This is a genomic window from Rhodococcus sp. MSC1_016, assembly GCF_023667485.2.
Taxonomy (GTDB): Bacteria; Actinomycetota; Actinomycetes; order Mycobacteriales; family Mycobacteriaceae; genus Rhodococcus_F; species Rhodococcus_F oxybenzonivorans.
The window spans coordinates 2,932,916-2,950,661 of record NZ_JAMOZI020000001.1 but is presented as its reverse complement, the minus strand read 5'-3'; the positions used below and the strand labels follow the sequence as shown (position 1 = coordinate 2,950,661).

Here is a 17,746-nt window from a genome sequence, read left to right as displayed (position 1 = left end):
CCGAATGTGCGAATCACTGGCGCAACACGGGCAACACAAGGCACACTGGTCCACCGAGCGTGCTGCACGCATCGACTGAGGCCGTTGGGGAAGACGTCCCTCGTCGAAGCAGGAGGCTGGAGTGCGCGCATTGGATCAGTTCGCGGACGCGACGGCTGGAGTTGTCTACATCCACTCGTCGCCCGCCGCGTTGTGCCCCCATATCGAGTGGGCGTTGACCGCAACCCTCGACTGCCCACCGAATCTCAAGTGGACCTCGCAGCCGGCTTCCAAAGGGGTTCTGCGCGCCACCACTAGTTGGGTCGGCCCCGTCGGCACCGCCTCGAGACTGGTCAATGCGCTTCGCGCCTGGCCGATGCTGCGATTCGAGGTGACAGAGGATGCCAGCGAAGGCGTGGACGGCGAGCGATACAGCCACGTCCCCGGCATGGGTTTGTGGCACGGTTCCACCAGCGCCAACGGCGACGTCGTCGTGGGGGAGATGCGACTCCGGGCTCTGATGGAGGCTGGCGGCGATCTCGCCGCCGAACTCGACTACGCGTTGGGCACCGCGTGGGACGAGGAACTCGAGCCCTATCGCAGCGGAGGGGAAGGGGGAGAGGTTACTTGGCTGCGCAGGGAAGTCGGCTGATCCCTCCTCACAGGCACCGCCTGCATCGCTCAGACGAAGCCATCAGCGATATCCTGGGGAGCACGTCGTCGAGAGGCTGATCGTGCGGATTTCATTGAACGTATCGCGGACCCGATGAATCGACCTGGACGATGCCCGAGATCGATCCATTCGAGACCCACCGCGATGTGACCCCCTCGCTCGCATCGGAACTGGCAGCCGACGGGTTCGACGACGCCCGGGAGATCGGGCGGGGAGGCTTCGGCGTCGTGTACCGGTGCACGCAATCCGCACTCGACCGGACCGTGGCCGTGAAAGTGCTCACCGACGATCTCGCGGACGAAAACCGAGTGCGTTTCTTTCGGGAACAGAGGGCAATGGGCCGCCTGACCGGCCACCCCAACATCGTCAACGTCCTCCAGGTCGGGGTTACGGATCGCGGACAACCTTTCATCGTGATGCCGTACTACCCGCAGGGCTCCCTGGATGAACGTATCCGACGGCACGGTCCGCTAGGTGTGGATGAGGTGCTGCAGTTGGGGGCGAAACTGGCTGGCGCGTTGGAAGCCGCCCACGGTCAGGGCATCGTCCACCGTGACGTCAAGCCGGCGAATATACTCCTCACCGATTATGGCGAGCCAGCGCTCTCGGACTTCGGGATCGCGCACATTTCCGGCGGGTTCGAGACTGCTACCGGCGTTATCACTGGTTCCCCCGCGTTCACCGCGCCCGAGGTCCTCGGCGGGGCCTCCCCGAGCCCTGCCTCGGACATCTACGGACTGGCAGCCACCTTGTTCTGCGCAGTTACCGGCCACGCTGCGTTCGAGCGCCGCAGCGGCGAACAGTTGGTGGCCCAATTCATCCGTATCACAACGGAATCCGTCCCGGATCTGCGAGATCAGGGCCTTGCTGATGATGTTGCCACTGTTATCGAGCAGGCAATGGCCGGCCGCCCCGAGGACCGGCAACCCTCTGCCGCCGTATTGGGTGACCACCTACGTGAGATTCAGCGGAGCCGGGGACTGCCCGCAGGCAAGGTGGCTCTCCGCGCGCAAGCCACAATGGAACAAGAGCCGACATTACACGGGCAGTTTCCCACAAGCCCTCCCCGCCACGAGCGTGGGAACCTCCCCCTGGAATTGTCCAGCTTCGTCGGACGCAGGCACGAACTTACCGAAGCGAAGAATCTGCTGGCATCGTCGCGATTGCTGACCCTCGTCGGAATGGGCGGCGTCGGGAAGACACGTCTCGCATTGCGACTTGCCACGAGTATCCACCGCGAGTTCCCCGATGGAGCCTGGCTCGTCGAGCTCGACGATGTCCGCACCGCGTCCCGCTTGATCGACGTGGTGGCCGCAACCCTCGGTGTGCGGGACCACACCGGGCGGTCGCTACGTGAGATTGTGTTCGACTTCCTGTCGTCGCGAGCACTGTTGCTGGTGTTGGACAACTGCGAGCAAGTGGTCGACGCCGTAGCGGATCTTGCCACAGCTTTACTGCAACACAACCGGAACCTGCGCATCCTCGTCACAAGCCGGGAACCTCTTGCGATTGCCGGTGAAGCGACGTTGCGCGTTCCCCCACTCACCGTCCCCGACCCCGACCGCGAGCCGTCACTACAGGGTCTGCCCCGTTACGATGCCGTGTCGCTGTTCACCGAACGCGCCGCCACTGCGGTCTCGACATTTACGTTGACCGATGCCAACAAGTCCGCGGTGACACACATCTGTCACCGGCTGGACGGATTGCCGCTGCCTATCGAATTGGCGGCTGCGCGGTTGCGCGCCATGTCGCCTGAGCAAATCCTGCAGAGACTTTCCGACCGCTACGCGCTGTTGACCCGCGGAACCCGCGGCGCGCCCTCGCGCCAGCAGACGCTCCGGTTGTGCGTCGACTGGAGCTACGACCTGTGCAGCCCGCTGGAACAACGGACATGGGAACGACTGTCAGTGTTCACCGGTGGTTTCGATCTCGATGCCGCAGAACACGTGTGCGCGGAGAACCTGCAACCCGGCGAACTGCTGGACTCGGTGGCAACCCTCGTCGACAAGTCGATCCTGATCCGCGAAGAACACGGCACCGCAGTTCGTTTCAGACTGCTCGAAACCCTCCGTGCTTACGGACGAGAGAAAGCGGAGCAATCCGGCGACTACCACGATCTGCGCCGACGGCATCGGGATTGGTATCGCGAGCTCGCTAGAACCGCCGCCGATGAGTTCATCGGTCCCCGGCAGATCGAGTGGATCGCGCGAATCAGCAGTGAGCAGCCCAACCTGCGCGAGGCCATGGACTTCTGCCTCGCCGAGGACGATGTCGAATCCGGCCTACAGATCGCTACCCCCTTGTTCCAACTCTGGGGGTCACGCGGCCAGCTCAGCGAAGCGAGACGCTGGCTCGACCAATTCCTCTCACGCCACGGAGCGCACCCGACCACCGCCACTATCAGAGCGATCTACGCCGACTGCCTCATGACCGGACAGCAGCGGGATTATCAGAGAGCTGCTGCTCTTGCCGCCCAGGCCCGCACCCTCGCCGAGCAGATCACCGACCCCATAGCGCATGCTATCGTCGATCACACCGAGGGTCTCGTCGGACTGTTCACCGGCGATCTCGACCGAGCCGCCGCGAGTCTTGAACGGGCACAGCCAGTATTCCGGCTAGCAGAGAACGATACCGCGCTACGGATCGAGTCTTTGACGTTGCTGGGATTGGCGTATCAGCTGCTCGATACCGAACCTCACCGGGCAATCGAATGTTACGAGGAAGCTCTCGCTATTACGAAAGCACACGGTGAATCGGTCTACCGGGCCTACGCGTTGTGGGCGATGGCCGTTGCACAATGGCGCCTGGGCGCGCAAAGTCGTGCAATCGAGCTGCTCGAAGAGGGATTGCGGCTTGCTCGACTCGTCGACGACCCAGTCAGTTGCGCGAACTGCGTCGAAGTACTCGCCTGGATCGCCGGAACCAGTGACCCCGAACGCGCCAGCACACTGATGGGAGCCGCGGAGGCGCTCGGCCGCGCGGCCGGGAGTCCGTCCGTATTCGCTCCCACCCTGTTCGTCCATCATGAGGAATGCGAGCGGTCCGCGCGCCGGATGCTCGCCAGCCGCGTCTTTGAGCAGACCTGGCAGCACGGCATGACAATGGATCTTGCGTCCGCTGTCTCCTACGCACTCCGTGAGCACATCTCGAAGGTGCACCCTCCAGGGTCCACCACCCTGACGAAACGCGAACAACAGGTCGCCGAACTGATCGCCGAGGGCCTGACCAACAAGGCGATTGCCGCCAGGCTCGTCATCTCGCAGCGCACCGCGCAGGGACATGTCGAGCACATACTCACCAAACTCGGATTCACCTCACGAACGCAGGTCGCGGCCTGGGTTGTCGAAGAGAGACAGTCGTCCTGATGCTGCTCACGGGTCGGTGCGGCAGGGGTGAGCCCGACACCGAACCGCCGCGGTCGAATTTGAGAATGGCTCCGTGGATACCTGCCGCTACAGCAATCTCGCGATGATTCGCTCCATCACGTCCATTCCGATTCGTGACCGAACGTGCGGTCCTCGCGACGCCTGACTTCCCGGCGCACATGGTGTACCTACGTGGGATCGACTGGCGCACGGATCTCCGGGGCGGAGGCAGAGCATAAAGGGACTCCGACTCATCTGGCAGATCCGAGCTGGATTTCCGAGATTCCGCATCTCCTGGCCCACAGGGACTGACCAGTCGATGTGCTACTGCACGAAATTGCTCTCGTTCCGCGCGGAACGCCGAAAGAGATGCCGCGTCGAGCAGTGAGCGACATCGGGTCCCGTCTCGGGATCGGAGAACTCCTGGCGCCACGTGTCTTCGCCCAACAGGATGCGGGGCAGAATCGGCGCTTTTGGTCCTCCTCGTGCGCCGACAGGGCTCACACCAGCAATTTACATAACAAATGTTGTGATAACTGCGGAATCTCGATAGGCTGCTTCCGTCTACCGTCCTTCGCAAAGGAGATGTTCGTGACCTCTACATATGATGTCGCGGTGATCGGCGCTGGCTTCGCCGGCGTCACCGCAGCACGCGACCTCACCCTCGCCGGCCACTCGGTGGTCCACCTCGAAGCGCGTGACCGGATCGGTGGCCGGACGTTCGTGGGGGAGGCATTCGGACGGCAAGTGGAATATGGTGGCACATAAGCGCATTGGTCCCAGGCGCACGTCTGGCACGCCGCTGACACCACCGCGATCGAGAAGGAGACCCGGTGGCCGACCGGCTCGACTCCATGGGCCTGTCCACGCTGGACCGCGATGTACTTTCGGATGTGACGGCGACGCTGGTGCACTCCGAGACCGAGCAGGGTATGGCTCAGTTCCTGTTCTGGACCTCGATCAATGGCGGCAGCTGGGAGACTTTCATGGAAGGTGCCGGTGGTTTCCCGATCGAGGGTGCACCAAGTGCCTGCTCGAGGCGATCAACGGCGAATCGACCGCAGAGTTGCGCCTGTCCGCACCGGTCACCGCGGTGGAGGACGACGGGGCCGGCGTCACGGTGATGACTGCGCAGGGTGAGCGGCTCAGGGTGCGGCACGTCGTGCTGGCGGTTCCGTCATGGGACGCCGCACGGTGCATGCCTTGACCTTCATCGCGGTGTATTCGCGGCACACGTTCGTGTGGTTGACCTACTCTCCGACCCTTGTATTGCCTGTCACCGCACTGCGAGGTTCGGAGAAAACCGTGCAAGTGGAATGTCGCTAACCCTGGCCCGTTCGTTTTCAATCGACTCGACGGAACGACGCTGCAGATCGATCTTCCGCCAGCTGCGCTGAAACTCATTGTGAACCAGAAACCATTCGCTGTAAGGACATCATGAAGCGCAAAGCGATCAATCCAGAAAATACCCTGCCTACGTACGAGCGACTGCATTATTCGCAGGCGACCCGGTTCGGTGACCTTATTTAGGTGTCCGGACAGGTCGGCTATGACCGTGCAACTGGGGAGATCCCCACAGACCCTGAGGAACAGGCCCGGCTGGCTTTCGAGGGCATGAAGCAGGTCCTCGAGGAGGCTGGATCGTCGCTCGACAACATTATCGAGCTGACGACCTTCCACACCGACCTTCACGGCGATGGACCCGGATTCGGTGAGGTGAAAGACAAGTACATCCGTGAGCCCTATCCGTCCTGGACCGGCGTGGGCGTCACTCAATTGGCCCGGCCGGAGTTCGTCGTCGAGGTCCGCGCCGTCGCTTGCGCGGGACGTTAATCCGCTCAATTACAGGGACAAGCCGCCGCCCAGAGCCCATGACATGGCGAACCTGGCACATAGGTTAGGAAACGAATGAAGAACCTTACTGCGCCGATGCAGTTCTTTCCGGACACTGGCTGGATCGATCGGCCGTCGCAACTCGAAGCAGCGGTGGAGGGCGAACAGTCTTTCGATTTCGCGGTCGTGGGAGGTGGCGTGGGTGGCATGCTCACGGCGCTCCGCCTGGCCGAGAACGGTCGCCAGGTAGCCCTACTCGAATCCGATGTTCTGGGGTGGGGTGCGAGCGCAAGGAACGCTGGCTATTTGACGACCGCAGTGGGAAGTGACCCGGCCATTCTCGCAAAGTTCTATGCGGATCGCTTTCGCGGACTGGTCCGGTTGGCGGATGCGGCAGTTCACTTCTCTGAGGACCTGTTCGGCCACTATTCCATCGACTGCGATTACGAACAGACGGGTGTGCTCGGTTCCGCAGTAACAGCTAGCCAGCTAAAGCAGGTGAAAACCAGTGCCCAAATCCTGATCGACGCGGGAATCGATTCGGAGATTGTCGACGGCCATGACCTGGGCGTACCCGATACCTTCCTGGGTGGGGTCTACGCCCGTGCAGGCGGAATTCTCAACCCCGGCAAATACGCGCTCGGACTCCGCGATGCCGTCCTGCGTTCCGACGTCACGGTTTTCGAACAGAGTCAGGTTCTCGATGTGCAAGACGACGGCGACTCGGTGACTCTCGTGACCAGGCGTGGTCGCGTCCAGGCCAAGAAGGTGGTGCTCTCGAACAATGCTCACGCGCGAGAGTTGTCGATCGTGCCGAGGCGGATGAGCAATCCTGTCTGGACGACCGCGATCGAGACCGAGCAGGTGCCCCCAGAGCGTCTCGACGAGGCCGGATGGACCAGCCGTATCCCGATGGTCACAAAGCACATGGTGATGGAAAGTTACCGCACCACCACCCGGGGAACGATGGTTATCACCACCCGGCAACTGCAGATGCCACGGGGCAAACTCACCGATCACCTGCCGGACCAGACGATCGTCGCGGACCTCGTTCGGGCGTTCCGTACGCGCTTCCCGACGCTGAGCGACATCGAGCCGGCGAAAGCGTGGGGCGGATGGATCGGCATGACACCGGCGATCTTGTCGGTGGTCGGGGAGATCTCGCCTCGTGTGCTATACGTCAATGCCTGCAACGGTCACGGGCTCGCCCAGGCCGCCTACTTGGGACACCATATCGGCGACTACCTCTCGGACAAGGGCATGCATGAGGACCTGCAAGTGGTGTGGCGGCCGAAGCCACGGTTCGCGCCCGGAGTCGTCTACCCCCCGATGCTCAGACTGGCGTGGCTGGCGGACCGGATCACCGACCGCCTAGGGCAGGTGCATTGACTTTTCGGGCCGCATACCCTTTCGCGACCGAACCTCCGCAGGTCGCACTTCGCACGTCGCTGGCCCCAGGTCAAGGTCGACATACCGAGTGTGGAAGCCCTGGACCTCCGTTCGGTTGCGTCACAAGGTCCGGTTGCGGTGGTGAACTGGGAGACTGCGGTACGATGACATCATCGACCGGACGCTGATACGTACGGGCGCTGATTGTTCGCGGCAATGGCGCCGGGCACCCGGCGTGCTCGAGACCGCTACTGCGGGGGCAGATGACCGCGGAACAGCAGATAGGCGATCGCCTTGACCAGGTTCTCGATGGGGTCGACGAGGTCGATGATCATAGGTGTCCTAAGGGGGTAGGGATTCAGGCCGGGTCGAATTTCGAGACGAGCCAATTGTCGCCGTGACGTTCCAGTTCGACGCGGACCGTCGTCGTGGTCGGCGTGGGCTCGGGGTGCGGTGCCAGCGTGGTCTGCTGATTTACGAAAAGCACGGCGACGGCACGATTCTCGTCGAACTCGGCGATTCCCTTACCCGTCACGGTGGCGGTGGTGCTGATCTTCTTCTCCTTCGCTGCCGGTGCGACGACGTCGCGGGTGAACGTGCGGTAGTAGTCGGCGAAGGTGCCGGTGAGGTATCTGTTCGCGGCGTCGAGGTCGGCGTCGACGGTGTCGGCCCGGTAGGTGAGGATGGCGACCGTCGCGTCGGCGGCGGCGTCGACGGCAGCCTGCTGCCGATCCGGTGCCAGCGCACGGTCCTCGGCCCGGACAACGAAGACCAGGTACGCCCAGGCGGTCACCGCCGTGACAGCGAGCACGACGGCGATCACCAGCCTGCTCTGCCCACGCCGTGGCGGCGGATCGGAATCTATGGGGGTAATGGCTGGTTCGGACTCGGTCTCGGGCGTCAACTGTTCTGTGATCATGCGACGAAATCCACTTTCGACATCTTGTAGGTCCCTTCGTGCTCGGTCATCGTCACACGCAGCCGCCAGTTGCGGCTCTCGTTCGCCGCGCCCGCGGCATTGGTGACCGTGGACGACGCCGCCACGATCACCGTCGCGGAGTCGCCGTTGCGGGACTCGATTCCGGCGGCGACCACCTGCCCCTGCGTCACAACCTTCGCCGCCTGGACGACGGAGACGAACGAACTCGACCGCGCTTCGAAGTCCTTGGCGAACGCGCCGGTCGAATGGTCGAGGACGTTGCGCACGTCCTCGGCGGCGGAGCTCTCCCGCACCGAAAGCATGGCGTTCAAACCGGAATTCGCGGCGCCGAGAATCACAGCGTCCTCGGCACGGGCGGCCTCGGCCGCCCGGTGCGCGGCGAATTGGAACACCGCGAGCACCGCGAAAATCGCCGCGACGGCGACCAGGACGAGCGGGACGGCTGCGGTCTTGACTACCTTGATCATGTTACGGACCTCCGATCCAGGGATTGGTGCCGAGCGGTGCGGTACCGCCCGCGCGGCAGGAGTCGACATCGGGAGCACGCACCCCCGGGTTCTCCACGCACGGCATATTGCGCGCGCCACGTGGCACATAGGATTCGCCCGGCGCGACGCCGCAGTAGTTGGGTGTCGGGCTGTCGATCACCGCCGACTCGCTCGGTGACCGGCGCTGATCGGGCGGCACGAACCCGGTCAGGCACGGTGGAGGCGCGTTGACATTCAGGTTGAAGTCGAGGTTGGCCATCCCGGGGTGGGAACCTTTGACGATGCTCTGCGCCATCGCGGCCAGCGGCGGGTAGACCACGAGGATCTGTTCGAGGCTCATATTGTAGATCCGCAGGACGTCGGCGACCGACTGCAGGTTTCCCAGGGCGCGGGGCAAGGTCGGGCTGATCCGGCGGAACAGGTCGGCCGCCTGGGTTCCGGCCTCCTCGCCACCGCCCAGCAGGGCGCCCACGTGGGCGTCGTTGGCGGCGAGCGAGCCGGTGATCGCACCGAGATACCCCGTCCACGCCCGGATGTCGTCGCCCGCGGCCAGCTGGGTGTCCAGCAGGGCGCCGGCATTGTCGATCAGGTGCAGGGTCGGTGCGAGATTGCGGTGGCCCTCGTCGAGCACGTTGTCGAGGCCGTCGAGGATCTGCTGCAGGTCGGGTCCGGAGTTGCGAAACGCCGTGCCGCTCTCGGTGATCACCGTCTGCAGGTCTTCGCGGGGGATGTCGCCGAGTGCGGCATCGAGGGCGTTGACCATGTGCGCCGTCGGGGTCGGCAGCCGGGTGCTGTCGATGCGGTCACCGTCAGCGAGGTAGGGCGCCGAATCCGTCTGGGGCAGCAGCTCGATGTACTGTTCGCCGATCGCCGACCGGCTGTGCACCTCGGCGCGCAGGTCGGTCTTGGGGATGTCGAGGTCGGCGTCGAGATACACGGTGACTACGACGATGTCGGTGTTGATTCGCAAGCTGTGCACGACGCCCGCGTGCACACCGCGGTAGGTCACGTTCGATTTCGGGTACAGCCCGGCGCCCGAGGCGAGCGCGAGTTCGACTGTACTGCGTCCGATTCCGAGCATTGCGGGCACCCGGAGATAGGAGACGAGGATCCAACTGACGACGACGACCGTGATGATCGCGAACGCTCCGAGCTGGTAGCGGACGAATTTCGTGAGGAGCATCAGTTTCCTCCTCGGCTCGGCGGATTCAGCGGACTGAACAGCGGGTTGTCCGAAGTCGGTGCGATCGGGGGCAATTGGCCGATCAACCCGCCGAGCGAGGCGAGCTGACCGGCCGCGGGAGTGCCGGTGAGCAACGCCCGGTCCAGCCGAGCGGTGGTCAGGTCGAGATTCAGGAACAGGTTCGCGAAATCACCCTGGATTGCGTTCCGGTAGGTGTTGAGCGGGAACGGGATGGTCCCGAGGAACGACAGCGACGACGGCAGCGCGGGCCCCGCGTCGGCCAGCCCGCGCAGGGTCGGCTCGAGTGCGCGCAGGTTCGCGTCGAGTTCGGCGCGGCTGCCGGTGATCACCTCGTTCGCGGCGTCGGCAAAGTCGCCGATCGCCAGTAGTGCGGCGGCCAGGTCGTCTCGCTGTTCGTTCAAGGTGCTCAGTGCCGGTGCCAGGGTGGCGACACCGTCTTCCACCACCTGACGGTCGTCGGCGACGATTTGGGCGAAGCGGTCGATGCCCTCGAGGGCGCGGATGAGGTCGTTCCGTTGCGCGTTGAGCCGGGTGGTGAAGTCCTCCACATTGGTCAGCAAATTGCGCACCACGTCCGCGCGCCCCGACAGGGCAAGCGCCACTTCGCGGTTGATTTCCTCCAGCTTGCCGATGCCACCGCCGTTGAGCAGGAAAGACAGGGTCGACAGGGTCTGTTCGGTGGTCGGGTAGGCACCGCCGCGATCGAGCGGAATGCGGTCACCGTCGCAAAGTTCGCCCGCCGGCTGGGGTGGGGCCAGCAATTCCACGTGGGCGGAACCGAGCAGGCTCGTCGAGCCGATCTTCGCGGTGGCGTTGGCAGGCAAGCGCACCTGCTCGTCGAGGGAGACCGTGATCAGGGCGTGATCGCCGTCGACCTCGATCCGGCGGACGGTGCCGACATTCACGTCCCCCACGCGTACCCGAGCGTTCTCGGTCAGTGTTGTCACGTCAGGCAGCTCGATCTGCACCTCCCATGCCCCGTCACCGCCGCCTGCCGCGCCGGGGAGGGCGAACTGGTTCGGGCCGGTCCACCCGCAGCTCGACAGCAGAGTGGTCGCGGCGAGGCCGCCGGCGAGGGCGAGCACGGTGCGCGCGCGGCCGGTCATCGCGGACCGGTCCCGAACGGCGCGGCCAGTGGCGGCAAACCGGGCAGCAGCAGACCCGGCAGCCCACCGGTCGCCGGTGGTGCGGTCGCCGCCACCGGCTCTGGGCTGGTCACGGCCGGTTCCGCCAGTCCGGGTTCGCTGTAGACGATCTGATCGGGCAGGGCCCCGACCGTGTTGCCGACCACCGTCCCGAGCGGAATGTGGTTGAACGCCAGGGTTTTCAGCACGGGGCCGAGATAGTGGATGCATAGATCGGTCGCTTCCTGTGCGCCCTGTTCACCCGCGCCTGCGATCGCGCCGCAGAGGAACTGGACCGGATTGGCGGTATTGGTCAGCACTGTCGCCGAGGTCAGCGAGTTCTGTGCCGGCTGGTAGATGTTGCTCAGGTTGACAAGGGTCGTCGGGGCAATGTGGAAGACCTGTTCGAGGTCACGACGCTTGTCAACCAGCGCTTGGGTGGCGGCACCGAGCCCGTCGACGGTGTCCCCGAGAGCTTGCTTGTTGTCCCGGACGAACTGCCCGATATCGAGCATTGCCCCGTCGAGTTCGGCCACCGCGTCGCCGAGCGTCGTCTCGCTGGTGCCGAGCAATTGGGTCACCGAGGCCAGGTGACCGTTGAATTGCACGATCTGCTCGTGGCTTTGCGACAACGCCTCGACCAGCATCGACAGATTCCGCACCATCGCGAACAGGTCGGTACGCCCGTCCGACAGCGCCGTGGTCGTGCGGGCGAGCTTGTCGAGGGTGTCGTGCAGAGTCGCCCCGTTGCCGCGCGCACTGTCCGCGGCGTTCCCGACGAACTCGCCGAGGGTGCCGGTGGCCGGCCCGGTACCGTCAGCGCGGGGTCCGAGGGTCTGGGTGAGCCGGGTGAGCTGTTCTTTGACGACGTCCCATTCCACGGGCATCGCGGTGCGCTCCTGCGGAATCACGCCGCCGTCGGGGAGTGCCGGGCCGCCGGTATGAGCGGGGGTGAGCTGGACGAACCGGGTGGTCACGAGCGTCGGCGCCACGATCACCGCTTGCACGTCGGCAGGCAGCTCCCACTGGCGGTCCAGTCGCATCCGGACGGCCACCCGTGTCCCTTCCGGGTCGATCCGCTCGACACTGCCCACGTCGACGCCGAGGATCCGCACGGAATCCCCCGGAAACAGGCCGACGGCGGCCGGGAAGTACGCGGTGACCGAACGCTGCGACAACTTCGGGACGATGACGTAACTGAGCAAGGCCAGGAACACGAGGATCCCCACGCCCGTGGCCAGGGAAAGGGTTCGGCGGTTCATCCTCATCGTGGTCCCTCCGTCAGGGTCTCGGCGGGTGGGGTCGGTAGGCGGCCGTCGCCGAGCGCGGCGTCGATGAACGGCTGAACGAACTGGCCGGGCAGCAGATTGGTGATGTAGGCCTGGAAGAACGGGCCGCTGCCGAGTGCCTCGTTGAGTGTCCGGGCATAGGTGGCCAGCTCGGGGATCGCCGCCTCCAGTGAGGCCTGATGCCGTTCGAGCAGATCCAGCACCCGGTTCACCCGCTCGAGTGCCGGTCCCAGCTGCTCGCGGTTGTCCGCGATCAGCCCGCTGATCTGCTGCGCGACCGCCGACAGGTGCGTCGCCAAGGTGTGCAGTGCAGCGCGGCGGGCATCGACCGCCGCGAACAGTGTGTTGCCGTCCAGAACAAGCGCGTTCAGCTGGGTCCGGCGTTCGGCGAGCACCCCGCTCACCGTCGAACCGTGCCGCAACAGCTCCTTCAATGCCTCGTCGCGGGAGCCGAGAGTGTCCGAAAGCCGGGCCACCCCGTCGAGCGCGGTGTGGACTTCGGGCGCCGACTCCGCGAGCACCTCCGAAGTGGCGCGTAGCGCGTCCGACAGCTGATCGGTGTCGATATCGGCCACGTTCGCGGTGAGTGCGCCCAGCTCGGTCGGCAGGTCGTAGGGCGCGCGGGTGCGCTCCAGCGGAATCGGTACCTCCGGGTCGTAGCGGCCGGGGTCGTCGCTGGGAACCAGCACGATCGCCTTGGCGCCGAGCACCGCTCTGGTACGCATCTGCGCTCGCGGCTGCTCGCCGAGGGCGAGATCGTCGCGCACCGACATGGTCACCTCCACGTCGGTGCCTCGCAACGCGATCTCGGTGACCTGCCCGACGTTCACGCCGACGAGCTCGACCTTGTCGCCGACCTCGATGCCATCGGCATCGGCGAAGATCGCGGTGATCTCGTGATCGATGTCGAGGAAGACGAGGTCGTCGTAATAGGACACCGCGACCACCGCGGCGAGAATGACTGTGGCACCGATGATTCCGGCCCTCGTGCTCCGATCTCTGTTGTAACTGATCATTGTGGGGTTACACACCTGCCCTGGTCTTGCTGCACGAGTTTCGCCTCGATCGGCGCACCGCCCGGCCCGTCGACGCGGATCGACACCGAGCACAGGTAGAAGTTGAAGAAGCTGCCGTAGGAGCCGAGGCGGCTCAGGCGCCGGTAGGCCTCGGGCAGTTCGCTCAGCACCGACTCGATCTGTTCGCTGCCGTCATCGAGAAGCGTTGCCGTGCGGTGCGTTTCGGTGACGACGCCCTGAACGGCCGCTCGGTCATCGAGCAGCAGGTCGGCCAGCGTTGCCGAGCCGTCGTCGAGATGGGCCAGTGCCTCGGCGATCGGCACGCTCTGGCTCGACAGCCGGGTCACCAGTTGCTGGAGCCGGTCGATGATGGTCGAGACCGCACCGCGGTCCTTGCCGATCGACTCGAGCGTGGTGCCGAGCTCGGCGATCACGGCGCCGATCAGCACGTCCCGATCGGCCAGCTGGTTGGTCAGCACGGCGACCTGCTGCAGGATGCCCGTGACGCTGCCGCCCTGGCCCTGCAGCACCCGCAGCAGATCGCCGGAGAGCTGGTCGATCTGTTTGGGTTCCAGCGATCTGGTCAACGGCGCGAGCCCGCCCAGCAGCGCGTCGATATCAAGTGCGGGTTTCGTCTGTTCGACGGGGAAGACCCCGCCTTCGGGCATCGCTTCGGACCTCGCCGGGCCGTTGGTGATCTCGAGGTAGCGATCACCGAGCAGGTTCTGGTATCGCACCTGCAGGATCGCGTTCTCGGTGATCTGCACGGTGTCCATAACGTCGAACTGGACGTGGGCCCGGCGCCCGTCGAGATCCACCGCGTGCACCCGCCCCACATCGACTCCCGCGATCCGCACTTCCTGGCCCGAGGTGAGTCCGGAGGTGTCGGCGAAGATCGCCTCGTACGGTGTCCGGCTGTCGAGCCGGATCCGGCCGAGCACCAGGATCAGCATCACCAGGACGAAGATCATGGCGACACCGAAGATCCCGAATTTGACCGTAGTCTTGGTCATCGCGGTCCTCCTGGGATGCCGTACAGCAGGAAGTCGAGCACGTTGAGCTGGGCCTGTTTGCCTTCCGGCGCAAAGGGGTTCACCCCGGTGTCGGTAACGACGTAGGGCGCGGGTCCGTCGGCGGGGTTCACCGAAGGTAGGTGTCCGCACCTGGGTCCGCCACTGGCCGCGACTTTCGGTAGGTTGTCCGGATTGTGATAGGGCGTCTCACCCGCCAGCACCGTTCCGCTGACATTGATGCCGGGAACGGTGCCGCCGATCGCCGTCTCGACCGCAGCTCGTGCCTCATCCAATCCTTGGAAGAAGCAGGGGAATTCGGGGGAGTAGTCGCCGAGCAACCCGGTGGTAGGCACCAGATCGCGCAGCAGGCCGGCGACCGCGGCCCGATTGTGGTCCAGCAGCGTGCTCCCGGAGTCACCGAAATCGACGGCGGCGAGTAGGAACCGGTCCAGATCGTCGGCCTGCTCGACGATCGTCGAACCGGTGGTGGTCAGGGATTCGACCGTGTCGAGCAGGCTCGGCGCCGCGTCCGCGTAGATGTGCGCGACATCCGCGGTGACCCGGAGGTCGCGTTGCAGGTGCTCGAGGCTCGGCCGCAGCGCGCTCGAGTAGGAGTCGGCGCGCTCGAGTGTACCGCCGATCCGGGCGCCGCGGTCACGCACGGCGTCGGCGATGGCGGTGAGGGTGGCGTTGAGATCCTGGGGCGACACCGCGCGCAGCACGGTCGTCAACCGCTCGAACAAAGTGTTCAGTTCGGGTGTGATTTCGCGGGCATCGATGGTGTCACCGGTGTCGATGTGACGCGTCGAAGGCTGCGCCGGCCGAACGAGATTGATGTACTTGGCGCCGAAGACGGAGGTCGAGTCGATCGTGGCGAGCACATTGTCGGGTACCGCGTCGACCTGATCGGGGAACAGGTGCACTTCGACCCGGGCATAACCGTCGGTTTCCTCGACCTTCGCGATCCGACCGACCTGCACGTCGAGCATCTTCACCCGCGCGCCCGGCTCGAGACTCAGGCCCGAGCGCGGCGTCAGCAGCACGACATCGACGCTGCGCACGAAGGTCCCGCGAAACTGGAGCGCGACGAACACGGCGACAACGGCGAGCACTGACAGGAAGGCCACACCGTCGAAGGTGTAGTGCGGTTCCCGTGGTCCGCGCCGCGGCGATCGGCGCTTCATCCGGCGAAGTGGAAGTTGCCCGACACGCCATAGACGGCCAGGGAGACGGCAAGGGTGACGAACACGACGGCGGCCAGCGACGCGCGCACCGCGCGCCCGACAGCCTCACCGACCCCGGCGGGACCGCCCGAGGCGGTGTACCCGAAGTAGGTGTGGATCAGCATGACGACCAGTCCCATCAGAATCGCTTGCAGAAATGACCACAGCAGGTCCGTCGGTACAAGGAACGACCGGAAGTAGTGGTCGTAGACGCCGCCGGACTGACCCCAGACGACGACCGTGACGGTGCGGCTGGCCAGGAACGACGCGACGACCGCCACCCCGTACACGGGAACGATCGCAATCACCCCCGCCACGATGCGGGTCGAGGCGAGATATGGCACCGACTGCACGCCGATAACTTCCAGCGCGTCGATCTCCTCCGAGATCCGCATGGCGCCCAGTTGCGCCGTCGCGCCCGCGCCGATGGTCGCGGCGAGTCCGACGCCGGCGATCGACGGCGCGGCGATGCGGACATTCACGCAGGCCGCGAAGAACCCCGTCAACGCCTCGACACCGATGTCACTCAGTGAGGCGTACCCCTGCAGCGCGACGACCGCACCGGCGGACAACGTGAGGAAACCACAGATCACTACCGTGCCACCGATCAGTGCCAGCGCACCGGAACCGAGCGCGACCTCGGCGACCAAGCGCAGCGTCTCGCGGGGGAAACGCCGCACGGCGAATGGTATTTCCAGGATGGCGTCGCGGTAGAAGACCGCTTGCCTGCCGACCTCGTCGAGCGTTCGCTTCGCTCCTGATACTCCGACGATCGCCATCAGCGACCTGTCATCTTGATACCGATGGCGGTCGTCACGACGTTGACCAGGAACAACGCCATGAACGCGTAGACGACCGTTTCGTTGACCGCCTGTCCCACACTCTTGGCGCCGCCCTTGACGGTCAGGCCCCGGGAGCACGCGATCAGGGCCGCGATGAGCCCGAACGAGGCGGCCTTGACCTCCGAGATCACCAATTCCGGTACCCCGGTGAGCAGGGGAATTCCGTCGACGAACGCGCCGGGGGTGACGTTCTGGAAGAACACCGAGAAGATGAAGCTGCCGACGATCCCGATCGCGCAGACCAGCGCGTTGAGCAACAGCGCCACCAGCGTTGAAGCCAGCACCCGGGGCGAGACCAGCCGCACGATCGGGTCGATGCCGAGCACCTCCATCGCGTCGATCTCCTCGCGGATGGTGCGCGACCCGAGATCGGCGCAGATCGCGGTTGCCCCGGCTCCCGCGACCACCAGCACCGTCACTACCGGTCCCACCTGGGTGACCGCGCCGAGCGTGGCACCCGCGCCCGCCACATCCGAGGAACCGAATTCGGCGGCGAGGATATTGAAGGTGAAGCTGATCAACGCGGTGAACGGCAGCGCGACGAGCAGCGTCGGCAGCAACGACACCCGCACGATGAACCAGCACTGGCTGATGAACTCGCGCCATTGGAACGGCCACACCATCATTCCGCGGAAGGCGTCGGCCGACATGGCGAAGAACTCGCCGAGCAGAGTCAACGGGCGCGCAACGGGATTCGTCATCGCGCCCGCCGCTTCTTGCCTGCCGCGCCGCGCAGGCCCGCCACAGCGGCGACGAAGACGAGCAGCAGTGTCCAGGCCGCGCCGGCGGTGAGTTCGAACGGCAGCGAGTTGATCCGGTAGACCGGAACCCCACCGCGGGCGAGCAACCACGCCGCCGCCCCGGCGGCGACACCGGCGACCACGGCCGCCGCCAGCCAGCGCAGCGTCGGGTCGGCATCGGGCGCCCGGTCGGCGCGCTTTCCGTCCCACGCTCCCCACGCCGCCGCCGCCCCGACGACGACAACGGCGCCCGCGCCACGGAACCACGCCCCGTGCTGTGGCCAGGTGTCGAGCAGGGAACCGATGAGCACCCGCACCGACACCATCACCGCGGCACACCCGGCGCCACGGACGATCCGGGGATCGCCCAGCCTACGGGCGAAGTTGGCGGGCGCACCGGTTTTTGGGTGGGTGCCGTGTCGGGTCAGGACAGGACTGCTCGGTATCAGCACTACGGTTTCCTCGCGATCGGGCGGCAACGCGCGGGACAGGGCATCGAGCGGTGAGAACAAAACCTTGGTGCGCAAGAGATTTCGGGGCGTCGATTGCTTCTCGGCGACATCGATCTGGCGGCGGGGAATCGGCTGCCGGTTCACGGACCCAGCCCTCGGCACCCGCCGGTTTCGAC

At 65.3% G+C, this 17,746-nt stretch carries 17 protein-coding genes; 6 read left to right on the top strand and 11 right to left on the bottom strand.

The features are described 5' to 3' along the window. Positions 1–121: 121 nt before the first annotated feature. The 6 genes from L1080_RS13640 to L1080_RS13615 all read left to right on the top strand — a co-directional run bounded on the left by L1080_RS13640 (position 122) and on the right by L1080_RS13615 (position 7,239). On the top strand, positions 122–631 hold the full coding sequence (locus L1080_RS13640) for a DUF3145 domain-containing protein (RefSeq protein ID WP_159921513.1): 510 nt from the start codon (positions 122–124) through the stop codon (positions 629–631). A gap of 131 nt (positions 632–762) precedes the next feature. Beyond that, positions 763–4,017, top strand: a complete 3,255-nt coding sequence (locus L1080_RS13635) for a protein kinase domain-containing protein (protein WP_250771488.1) — start codon at positions 763–765, stop codon at positions 4,015–4,017. Between the two features lie 591 nt (positions 4,018–4,608). Further along, positions 4,609–4,785 (top strand): FAD-dependent oxidoreductase, encoded by a 177-nt coding sequence (locus tag L1080_RS13630; RefSeq protein ID WP_374433910.1) that lies wholly within the window; start codon positions 4,609–4,611, stop codon positions 4,783–4,785. After that, positions 4,772–5,224, top strand: a complete 453-nt coding sequence (locus L1080_RS13625; protein ID WP_159921519.1) for an FAD-dependent oxidoreductase — start codon at positions 4,772–4,774, stop codon at positions 5,222–5,224. The genes L1080_RS13630 and L1080_RS13625 overlap by 14 nt, the downstream gene beginning before the upstream one ends. 323 nt (positions 5,225–5,547) lie before the next feature. After that, positions 5,548–5,850: a RidA family protein gene (locus L1080_RS13620; RefSeq protein WP_250771493.1), complete on the top strand. Its 303-nt coding sequence runs from the start codon at positions 5,548–5,550 to the stop codon at positions 5,848–5,850. Positions 5,851–5,925: 75 nt separating this feature from the next. Further along, on the top strand, positions 5,926–7,239 hold the full coding sequence (locus L1080_RS13615) for an NAD(P)/FAD-dependent oxidoreductase (protein WP_250771497.1): 1,314 nt from the start codon (positions 5,926–5,928) through the stop codon (positions 7,237–7,239). A gap of 358 nt (positions 7,240–7,597) precedes the next feature. On the opposite strand, the gene L1080_RS13610 is transcribed toward L1080_RS13615, so the two are convergent. From L1080_RS13610 to L1080_RS13560, 11 genes are read right to left on the bottom strand one after another with little or no spacing between them, the layout of a single operon-like run. After that, positions 7,598–8,158: a twin-arginine translocation pathway signal gene (locus L1080_RS13610; RefSeq protein ID WP_159921523.1), complete on the bottom strand. Its 561-nt coding sequence runs from the start codon at positions 8,156–8,158 to the stop codon at positions 7,598–7,600. Further along, on the bottom strand, positions 8,155–8,646 hold the full coding sequence (locus L1080_RS13605) for a hypothetical protein (RefSeq protein WP_159921525.1): 492 nt from the start codon (positions 8,644–8,646) through the stop codon (positions 8,155–8,157). The genes L1080_RS13610 and L1080_RS13605 overlap by 4 nt, the downstream gene beginning before the upstream one ends. Before the next feature lies 1 nt (position 8,647). After that, positions 8,648–9,850, bottom strand: coding sequence for an MCE family protein (locus L1080_RS13600; protein WP_159921527.1), 1,203 nt, complete (start codon positions 9,848–9,850; stop codon positions 8,648–8,650). Next, complete coding sequence (locus tag L1080_RS13595) at positions 9,850–10,977, bottom strand: MCE family protein (RefSeq protein ID WP_250771500.1); 1,128 nt, start codon at positions 10,975–10,977, stop codon at positions 9,850–9,852. Before L1080_RS13595 ends, L1080_RS13600 begins: the two co-directional genes overlap by 1 nt. Next, complete coding sequence (locus L1080_RS13590) at positions 10,974–12,257, bottom strand: MCE family protein (protein WP_159921531.1); 1,284 nt, start codon at positions 12,255–12,257, stop codon at positions 10,974–10,976. The genes L1080_RS13595 and L1080_RS13590 overlap by 4 nt, the downstream gene beginning before the upstream one ends. A 2-nt stretch (positions 12,258–12,259) precedes the next feature. After that, a complete protein-coding gene (locus L1080_RS13585) occupies positions 12,260–13,300 on the bottom strand; it encodes an MCE family protein (RefSeq protein WP_250771505.1) in 1,041 nt (346 codons plus the stop codon). Further along, positions 13,297–14,313, bottom strand: a complete 1,017-nt coding sequence (locus L1080_RS13580) for an MCE family protein (RefSeq protein ID WP_250771508.1) — start codon at positions 14,311–14,313, stop codon at positions 13,297–13,299. The genes L1080_RS13585 and L1080_RS13580 overlap by 4 nt, the downstream gene beginning before the upstream one ends. Then, entirely contained in the window at positions 14,310–15,497 is a 1,188-nt protein-coding gene (locus L1080_RS13575; RefSeq protein ID WP_250771511.1) for an MCE family protein, read from the bottom strand. The genes L1080_RS13580 and L1080_RS13575 overlap by 4 nt, the downstream gene beginning before the upstream one ends. Then, complete coding sequence (locus L1080_RS13570; protein WP_109329065.1) at positions 15,494–16,315, bottom strand: ABC transporter permease; 822 nt, start codon at positions 16,313–16,315, stop codon at positions 15,494–15,496. Before L1080_RS13570 ends, L1080_RS13575 begins: the two co-directional genes overlap by 4 nt. Beyond that, positions 16,315–17,079, bottom strand: coding sequence for an MlaE family ABC transporter permease (locus L1080_RS13565; RefSeq protein WP_250771514.1), 765 nt, complete (start codon positions 17,077–17,079; stop codon positions 16,315–16,317). The genes L1080_RS13570 and L1080_RS13565 overlap by 1 nt, the downstream gene beginning before the upstream one ends. Beyond that, positions 17,076–17,714 (bottom strand): hypothetical protein, encoded by a 639-nt coding sequence (locus L1080_RS13560; protein WP_109329069.1) that lies wholly within the window; start codon positions 17,712–17,714, stop codon positions 17,076–17,078. Before L1080_RS13560 ends, L1080_RS13565 begins: the two co-directional genes overlap by 4 nt. Positions 17,715–17,746: the final 32 nt, after the last annotated feature.

Excerpts from the sequence above, each read along its gene's own strand:
- L1080_RS13635 (WP_250771488.1), top strand. The coding sequence starts at position 763 with ATGCCCGAGATCGATCCATTCGAGACCCACCGCGATGTGACCCCCTCG.
- L1080_RS13625 (WP_159921519.1), top strand. The coding sequence starts at position 4,772 with ATGGTGGCACATAAGCGCATTGGTCCCAGGCGCACGTCTGGCACGCCG.
- L1080_RS13615 (WP_250771497.1), top strand. The coding sequence starts at position 5,926 with ATGAAGAACCTTACTGCGCCGATGCAGTTCTTTCCGGACACTGGCTGG.
- L1080_RS13610 (WP_159921523.1), bottom strand. The coding sequence starts at position 8,158 with ATGATCACAGAACAGTTGACGCCCGAGACCGAGTCCGAACCAGCCATT.
- L1080_RS13605 (WP_159921525.1), bottom strand. The coding sequence starts at position 8,646 with ATGATCAAGGTAGTCAAGACCGCAGCCGTCCCGCTCGTCCTGGTCGCC.
- L1080_RS13600 (WP_159921527.1), bottom strand. The coding sequence starts at position 9,850 with ATGCTCCTCACGAAATTCGTCCGCTACCAGCTCGGAGCGTTCGCGATC.
- L1080_RS13595 (WP_250771500.1), bottom strand. The coding sequence starts at position 10,977 with ATGACCGGCCGCGCGCGCACCGTGCTCGCCCTCGCCGGCGGCCTCGCC.
- L1080_RS13590 (WP_159921531.1), bottom strand. The coding sequence starts at position 12,257 with ATGAACCGCCGAACCCTTTCCCTGGCCACGGGCGTGGGGATCCTCGTG.
- L1080_RS13585 (WP_250771505.1), bottom strand. The coding sequence starts at position 13,300 with ATGATCAGTTACAACAGAGATCGGAGCACGAGGGCCGGAATCATCGGT.
- L1080_RS13580 (WP_250771508.1), bottom strand. The coding sequence starts at position 14,313 with ATGACCAAGACTACGGTCAAATTCGGGATCTTCGGTGTCGCCATGATC.
- L1080_RS13575 (WP_250771511.1), bottom strand. The coding sequence starts at position 15,497 with ATGAAGCGCCGATCGCCGCGGCGCGGACCACGGGAACCGCACTACACC.
- L1080_RS13570 (WP_109329065.1), bottom strand. The coding sequence starts at position 16,315 with ATGGCGATCGTCGGAGTATCAGGAGCGAAGCGAACGCTCGACGAGGTC.
- L1080_RS13565 (WP_250771514.1), bottom strand. The coding sequence starts at position 17,079 with ATGACGAATCCCGTTGCGCGCCCGTTGACTCTGCTCGGCGAGTTCTTC.